The sequence below is a fragment of the Bradyrhizobium uaiense genome (assembly GCF_010811875.1).
Classification (GTDB): domain Bacteria; phylum Pseudomonadota; class Alphaproteobacteria; order Rhizobiales; family Xanthobacteraceae; genus Bradyrhizobium; species Bradyrhizobium uaiense.
On record NZ_VKHP01001039.1, the window covers coordinates 1 to 242 of the forward strand.

Consider the following 242-nt stretch of genomic DNA (forward strand, 5'->3'; position numbering starts at 1 on the left):
CCGCCTGGCTGAGCAGCTCAGATTCCAGTGGTGATGCGTCCCAGACACCATCGGCGATGAAATGGTGCAGCTGATCGTAGCTGCCCGAGGCAAGGCGTTCTGCCATCGGCTGAACGCTCTTGCGATCGCCAGGACCGATCAGTCCCGCAACATACAGAGGACACATCCGCTGCCGAGTCTTGTGACCCAGCCGGTCCAAGAACGGCATCAGCCAGCGTTCGAGCTCGTCTTCCCATCCCGCC

Annotated in this window: 1 protein-coding gene; it reads right to left on the bottom strand. The window is 61.6% G+C overall.

Annotation, left to right across the window (positions count from 1 at the left end):
• Positions 1–242, bottom strand: a 242-nt coding sequence (locus tag FNJ47_RS48675) for a transposase (protein WP_163163803.1), incomplete at both ends; no start/stop codon positions are given.